The sequence below is a fragment of the Nostoc sp. genome (assembly GCF_036917455.1).
Taxonomy (GTDB): Bacteria; Cyanobacteriota; Cyanobacteriia; order Cyanobacteriales; family Nostocaceae; genus Nostoc.
In genome coordinates, this window is the sequence record NZ_JBALDK010000085.1 from 1 (window position 1) to 6,358 (window position 6,358).

At 42.5% G+C, this 6,358-nt stretch carries 8 protein-coding genes; 4 read left to right on the forward strand and 4 right to left on the reverse strand.

Features of this window, described 5'->3' with window-relative positions; all coding sequences use genetic code 11:
- Nucleotides 1–94: 94 nt before the first annotated feature.
- Genes V7K42_RS09180 through V7K42_RS09195 form a run of 4 tightly spaced genes read right to left on the reverse strand, consistent with a single transcriptional unit; the run spans nt 95 to nt 4,202 of the window.
- Nucleotides 95–1,036 (reverse strand): hypothetical protein, encoded by a 942-nt coding sequence (locus V7K42_RS09180; RefSeq protein WP_334915493.1) that lies wholly within the window; start codon nt 1,034–1,036, stop codon nt 95–97.
- Nucleotides 1,037–1,041: 5 nt separating this feature from the next.
- Nucleotides 1,042–3,402, reverse strand: a complete 2,361-nt coding sequence (locus V7K42_RS09185) for a hypothetical protein (RefSeq protein WP_334915495.1) — start codon at nt 3,400–3,402, stop codon at nt 1,042–1,044.
- Between the two features lie 3 nt (nt 3,403–3,405).
- Nucleotides 3,406–3,840 (reverse strand): hypothetical protein, encoded by a 435-nt coding sequence (locus V7K42_RS09190; RefSeq protein WP_334915496.1) that lies wholly within the window; start codon nt 3,838–3,840, stop codon nt 3,406–3,408.
- A 5-nt stretch (nt 3,841–3,845) separates the two neighbouring features.
- Nucleotides 3,846–4,202 carry a hypothetical protein gene (locus V7K42_RS09195; RefSeq protein WP_334915498.1) on the reverse strand — a complete coding sequence of 119 codons (357 nt, stop codon included), beginning with the start codon at nt 4,200–4,202 and terminating at the stop codon, nt 3,846–3,848.
- A 315-nt stretch (nt 4,203–4,517) separates the two neighbouring features.
- Here V7K42_RS09195 and V7K42_RS09200 point away from each other — a divergent pair, with 315 nt between their 5' ends.
- From V7K42_RS09200 to V7K42_RS09215, 4 genes are read left to right on the forward strand one after another with little or no spacing between them, the layout of a single operon-like run.
- Nucleotides 4,518–4,856: a hypothetical protein gene (locus tag V7K42_RS09200; RefSeq protein WP_334915499.1), complete on the forward strand. Its 339-nt coding sequence runs from the start codon at nt 4,518–4,520 to the stop codon at nt 4,854–4,856.
- Nucleotides 4,857–4,886: 30 nt separating this feature from the next.
- Complete coding sequence (locus tag V7K42_RS09205) at nt 4,887–5,270, forward strand: hypothetical protein (RefSeq protein WP_334915500.1); 384 nt, start codon at nt 4,887–4,889, stop codon at nt 5,268–5,270.
- A gap of 5 nt (nt 5,271–5,275) precedes the next feature.
- Entirely contained in the window at nt 5,276–5,680 is a 405-nt protein-coding gene (locus tag V7K42_RS09210; protein WP_334915502.1) for a hypothetical protein, read from the forward strand.
- A 10-nt stretch (nt 5,681–5,690) separates the two neighbouring features.
- Nucleotides 5,691–5,852 (forward strand): hypothetical protein, encoded by a 162-nt coding sequence (locus V7K42_RS09215; RefSeq protein WP_334915504.1) that lies wholly within the window; start codon nt 5,691–5,693, stop codon nt 5,850–5,852.
- Nucleotides 5,853–6,358 lie beyond the last annotated feature (506 nt).

Genomic DNA, 6,358 nt, shown 5'->3' on the forward strand with positions numbered 1-6,358 from the left:
AAAAGTGACACTTTGTAGAATACATACCGCTCCATAAAAAAATACCCAGTAACACTATAAAATGTTGCCAGGTATTTTGCTTTCAAATAACATTTCAATGAACAAGTGGTGTATGCCTATAAGTTGTATCTACAAGGTATATAGGTTTTTTCAACAAAGGCACTTCTACATAAGCATATCGAAATCTTACATTATCAATAGGTCTATACCGATTCTTTTTTACTTCCTTGCCATACACTTCAACAGTGGCAGGTGTTACAGTGTTGCTTTTCTTAGGAGTGCTTACAGTGAGCTTGTTTTCGTCAAATGCTAAATCCTGGCATTCCAACATTCGTGTAATGAGGTCTATTGCATCTGCCTCTTGATTGCCATAAAGCTTCAACCTGTATCCATGCATTTCGTCACGATACAAGTAAATATTTTTTCCCTTGGTAAACATTATCCCTTGATTACTCACTATCATATGCTGCTTAACCTTCGTTGCTAATGTCATAGCGTTAGCTTTAGTAAAGGTTGTAGCGGTCTCATTCATTAACCTAAAACTGTACTCAGCGTCAGTGCGATTCTGTCCATGTGGAACACTTTCGATATCTTGTGAAAAGTAGAACTTTACGATAGGGTGACCGTCAACGGGTGGAAGGATATCGTTGCGACTACCGTTGTAAACAATAAGGTCAGACTTACCGTACCCCAGTAGATCGAATAGTAAGTGATGGCGCAAGTTCATCATCAATTGATTGTCTCCATCCAGCATTGTGCAAGCAGTTCTCAGACTACTTCTAGCGGTTGCAATGTTAGGCTTCCAATCATTAGGAAGGTCACTAAAATACAATCTTACTGCTGCGTTGTGTTGAGGAATGTATACCTGCTGTAAGTGTTCAAATGGGTCAAAGTTATCAGGTAAACTATCTTCTAATGGTGTAGCAGCATTGACCGATGGAGTGAAGGTTTGAACAGTTGCACCACTTGATATGTTTGACCCTGGCTTTGCAACAGTCCAGGTATAATCGGGAACAAAAATTTTATCGTCAGCCATAACTTTTAATCGTTCGCATTAAATATATCGTCAAGCGTTGCTTGAATAATGTTTGTGCTATCGGCTTTGTCTTGTGCTGCCTGTGTAGTTGTGACTGTTGGAACGGGCTGAGTTAAACCCGGCTGATATTTCACGAATCCACCGTTCTTGGTGTCAGGTATAGGTTGTCCATGCTCATCCTTGGGGTCAACTTGGTCAAGTGCTTTTGTCAACTCACTAACACTGTCATTGATGCCAGCAGCAGCAGCACCAATACCGATCGGAATAGCAACCATGGTAACGATAGTGTTAAGTTCATCATTTGCACTGTTCAAAAAAGTAAAAAATTTCCCTTTCAGGTTTGGCTGTGGGTTCATGAAATTGTACGCAGCTTCTCCAACTACACCCCACTTTTTAAGTGCATTACCGATCTTGCCGACGTTGCCACCAATAACTTCCATGCCTGCTGTAAGTAATCCCGTCATGTTTGATAGTTGGTTGAAAACGTTAGCACCCGCTTGATATATTCTGTTCGCTTTTGCCCAATCTTGACTGATTGTTTGGTAGTTTGCTTCACCAATCACATCAGCTATAAGTTCATGTGCTACTTTGCCAAGGATGTTGCCGATATTTATTGGTGTACCGTCCAGCCCTTTGGGAAGTATCAAACCTACTACCTGGTCAATGACAGTGCCAAGTGTTTGGGTAAGGTTATTTGACAGCATAAAGGCATTGTGTATCGTTGCTGCAAATGTCAACACAGCAAGTGCTTTTTCCACATAAGTGTTTGTAGCAATTGCAGTTACCAGCGCTGTTAGTGCTGTATTACCTGCAACAATAATTGCTTGTAATCTGCCAAATAAACTACTAGTAGTAGTATTCACTACTGTTCTCGTTTGGGCGTGTTGTTGAATAATCAATCCTCGTAAGCTCGCCAAATCTGCTGGATTCACGTCTTTACCGTCCTTTCCTGGAATTCCTGGTGCACCTTGCAACCCTCTCTGACCTCTCACTCCTGGAATACCTTGCTTACCAGGTAAACCGTCTTTACCTGTTGTGCCAGGAATTTGCACAACGGTAGTTATCCCGTTCAACCCGTTTATACCATTCTTACCTGGCAAGCCCTGTAATCCTGGAAATCCACGCTCCCCTTGCCTACCCGGTATTCCTGGAATACCTTGCAATCCTCGCAGTGATTTTATGCCTTGATAGAGTGCAAGAGCAGTAAGCGCCGTAGTCAGTGCTACACCTGCCTTGCCCAGAGCATCTAGCCCGATACGTTTAGCTTGTTCGCTAATTCCTTGCGCTTCGGTTGCCTTCTTGTATGCAGTCGTCGCATTATCGTTCGCAACCTTGGCATTTCTGACAGCACCATCGGCTGTAAGCTGTGCTTGGGATGCTTTACCACTGGCTGATGCTGCCGATGCTTCCGCCCTTGTAGCAGTGATTTGTGCTGCACCACCAATCCTTGCTGCACCCTCACCAATTAAACGGGCATCAACTGCGATCGCTCTCACATCGACAATTGTTGCCTCATTGCGACTAATGCGGTTTTGTAGTCCCAGCAGTTTACCCAGGATGCCCGACACACTAGCACCAAGTGCTTCTAAGCCACGTTCTACCGCATCAATCCGCCCACCGAGAGTATTTAATGTAGCAAGTTGTTCTATTAGTGTTGCAAAAGTTCCTATTATCTGGAATATTTCTGCTACTTTCCCAAACAGTCTTCCCGTTGCAGCGAGTGCTTCATTGCTTATGCCGACCGCTCTGGCAGCACTAGCAACAGCATTGCCTACAGCATTTTCAAGTCTATTAATCGCCTTGCCAAATCCATCTACCTTTTCACTAATACCGTTTACAAGTCCTTTTAGCCCACCTACAGCAGCACCAGCATCAAGAGCTTCCTTGGATGCAGCCGCAGCTTTACCTACAGCACCAGCACTCTCTACTTTTGCAGAATTGGCGACACTGCGTATACCGCTAATCTCGCCACGCAAAGCTTCTTCAGCCGCAAGTCTTGCGCGTGCTTCTGCCAATGATTTTGCTAGTGCATCATTGCTTATTTTTTCAGTAGCTTTAGCGGTATCGTATCCTTGTTTTGCTAGTCCTTTGGTAAGGTCAAGATCTGGCTTGAGTTTATCTATTACTACTGTAATTCCTCCTACTACTGCACTAGTAATGCCCGGCTCTAATGCTGATTTGGTCGTAGCAACGATACCAGGTTTAGCACTATCGACAACCGATTGGGCGATAGCTCTCACCTTTGCTTCAGTGATTAGCTTGCCATTGATAGCATCAATTTGAGCTTGCAACTTTTCACAGCAATCGCACTTGCTAGCGCAACCAAGCGCACTTTTTAAATTACCAATAGTGCTAGAAGCTGACATAATTTAACACTCATGATTCTTAAGTTGTGATGCTAAACCTTCGATTTGTGCCCAGTCGCTATTACTAATACATTTCCCACTACACCCAGTACCACAAGCGAGTTCGCAAGCGTTCATATCTGAGTACAATCCTGGTGTTTTGTACGTTGTACTTGGTGTACACGCACCGTTTATGCAATCGTAAAGTACTATAACGACCTTACAAGCGTTACATTCACCGTATGTGTTATATCCAGGTGTTGGGGTTGCATCGTTAACTGCACTTGCCGATTGCGAACCGTTGCGATAAACAAATCCGCCTCCCCCTAATCTGCTGCCATCAAGAAAAAGTGCCTGTCCTCCTTCCATTGCCTGAAAGGTCGCGGATGTACCGCAAGCAAAATACTCGTAATAGGCATCGTTGTTAACACCTTGACCTGAAAACCTCCAACATTTCATAGCTATTAGTAATCACCTGGGTTGACAGTAGAACCAATATCAACTTTGGCGAGTGATATTGTTTTTTGGTCTTGTCTGTAGGCTGTATTATCACTACCTCTAGTTGTAAAACTAGAAAAGCCATCACTAACTATTAGCGATTGGTCAATATTTGCATCAAAATTAGTTTGAGTTAAATACGACTCAGCATTTTTAATAACTGCTACTAAATGCCCTTCAGCACTCGCTGTAGATGGTGTAGTTAATCCTGCTGTCATTAGTGCGCTATCAGGGATAAACAGTCCTGAAGTTGATGTAGTAGCACCCGAAGCTAAACGTGTTGCATTACTGCCAAATACTTGAACGATAGTAGGTTCTGACATAAAGATTGCTTTGTAGATAGTACACAAGTACTAAAGATATGTCTGTAACATGCTAGCGTCAAGACCGCGCTTCAGAAGCTTTAGCAAATTATCCTTGTCACTGCTACTCATTATTGATGCCGTCTTTTAAGCTCTTGTTTGTTTAACGTTGAAAATTGGTAGCGCCAGTAAGATACCTACTGGTTGAAGGAATATGCAACCGTGATGCATTCTAACTTAGGAAGTCTATACGTTTCCGAGTCAAGGAAGCGTTGTCCGCAGGTGATAAAACTGATTCATGGCAAGCGGTACAACATAACAACGTAGGGGTTCTAAATGGTTGCAAAAGTTGGTCACGTTGTCGGTGTAGCTCCCAATCAGTTCTTAATGGTGCTACCTGATGAGTATGAAGGGTTAGGTGCAGTAACGGGCGTGAATAAGCTCACAGGCGATCCACCAGTGGGTGCTGACAAAATAAATCTCCAAGCTGCTATTAACGGTGGCAAGGTGTTTCACGTAAGAATTTCGTACAAGGTAGGAACAAAGCGCAAAACCGCAAAGCTTATCGTAGACCAGGCTCACATCGGCACTGCGCTAGGTGGGCTGACAGGTAAGACTTTCCGAGGGCAGACTATCCTTGGGGCTGTCATTCCCTCGCACGTTACATTTGGATAATTTTGCTAACAATTGCAAGAGGTTAAAAGTATGGCTGGTTTATATGACTTGGTTCACATTGTTGACGCTGACACAATTCAGAAGTACTATTTTCGCGCTGCAAAAGGCTTTTACACAGGAGCAATCGCCACAGCAACGGGAGTAGTAGTTTCCACTGCTGAGGATGATCTAAAACGTCCATTGACACCAGTTTTTGAACTCATTCGTAGTGGTGTACTAAAAAGTGCCCAAGCAACTGCCGTGAATGGTGCTGGTAAGCGTTTTCGCGTCAAGCTTCACTATGCATCTACCAAAAGTGCAACTATCGAGGCTGCAATACTTGGCGCGTCTGTTCCTACTGTTGCAGGTAAGGCATCGTCAGGTGCTACTTTCAATAACTTTGGCACTGAAACACGTATCACATCACGGAGTTAAAGAGTATGCCTTTATCGCTTGGGAACACTGCAAATTGGTCACTCTTTTATCAAGAGACTTTCACCCAACGGCACGACCTCCCTGTTGAAAATGCAGATTATGGATTGATCGGTGAGTTGGTGATACCTATACTTTTTGACAGTCACATTCTAACGGTAAAAGCAAACTCTGATAACGCAAAACCAAGATGGAAGCAGTTGGGATATGTGAAACAAAAGATACGCACTGGCATACAAGAGGGTGGAACAGTTGATAGCTTTATCAATCAACGATATTTACTATCACTAAACCAACCTACATTGTTGATATTTGATAAAGACGTTGCCAGTACGTATGCTTTGTGGTTTAGACCATTCAATTGGTTCAAAAATGTCACGTTATCAATTTACGAATATACAGGAACACCATAAAGGAGTAACCATGGCAAACAACGAACAAATATCGAAGTATGCTCAACTTGTAGCGGTAATTAGTAATCTGCTATCGCAAGCAAAGGTTATTGGGAGTAAAGCTAGTGATTTAATTACTGGTATTGCAGTTACGGTGTCAGCGTTTTTTGTGGACACTAACAAGAGTAAATAAGAAGAAGGAAAACTCACCCGCTAAGTAAAAATGCGAGATGTGTTTTACCCCATTCAGTGAAATATGCTGTTTGGGGTTTTTTGTGACTTACAACATCTACCAATACCCTTATTTGAAAAGTGTCACTTTTAATGACAGAAAAAGTGTCAAAAAAAATGACAGGGTAAGTGACACTTTTACAAATACATGTACCCTACAATGGAAACAAATATTACCATGTGGATTATCGGCTTAATTTGTCCTGCATTTGTCTCACTACTTGTTGTCTACCTTAGTGACAAACAGGTATATCTACGACAAATGAGAAAGGATGAAATATCAAAAGAAAGAGCGTATGCACTCATAGAAGGTGATATCAACGCACTAAAAAACACCACAAACAAGATGTCTGAGGTGTTATACAAAATCGATGACAGAATTGATACTATGGGTGAAAGGCTTACAAAGCTTGAGGCTAGGAAGTCTTAACAGCAGTTATTGCATTAATTAGCTGAGACTTGCTCATG

What these genes read in the sequence shown, in the direction of transcription:
- V7K42_RS09210 (WP_334915502.1), top strand. Translation starts at nt 5,276, where the DNA reads ATGCCTTTATCGCTTGGGAACACTGCAAATTGGTCACTCTTTTATCAA.
- V7K42_RS09200 (WP_334915499.1), top strand. Translation starts at nt 4,518, where the DNA reads ATGGTTGCAAAAGTTGGTCACGTTGTCGGTGTAGCTCCCAATCAGTTC.
- V7K42_RS09215 (WP_334915504.1), top strand. Translation starts at nt 5,691, where the DNA reads ATGGCAAACAACGAACAAATATCGAAGTATGCTCAACTTGTAGCGGTA.
- V7K42_RS09195 (WP_334915498.1), bottom strand. Translation starts at nt 4,202, where the DNA reads ATGTCAGAACCTACTATCGTTCAAGTATTTGGCAGTAATGCAACACGT.
- V7K42_RS09205 (WP_334915500.1), top strand. Translation starts at nt 4,887, where the DNA reads ATGGCTGGTTTATATGACTTGGTTCACATTGTTGACGCTGACACAATT.
- V7K42_RS09190 (WP_334915496.1), bottom strand. Translation starts at nt 3,840, where the DNA reads ATGAAATGTTGGAGGTTTTCAGGTCAAGGTGTTAACAACGATGCCTAT.
- V7K42_RS09185 (WP_334915495.1), bottom strand. Translation starts at nt 3,402, where the DNA reads ATGTCAGCTTCTAGCACTATTGGTAATTTAAAAAGTGCGCTTGGTTGC.
- V7K42_RS09180 (WP_334915493.1), bottom strand. Translation starts at nt 1,036, where the DNA reads ATGGCTGACGATAAAATTTTTGTTCCCGATTATACCTGGACTGTTGCA.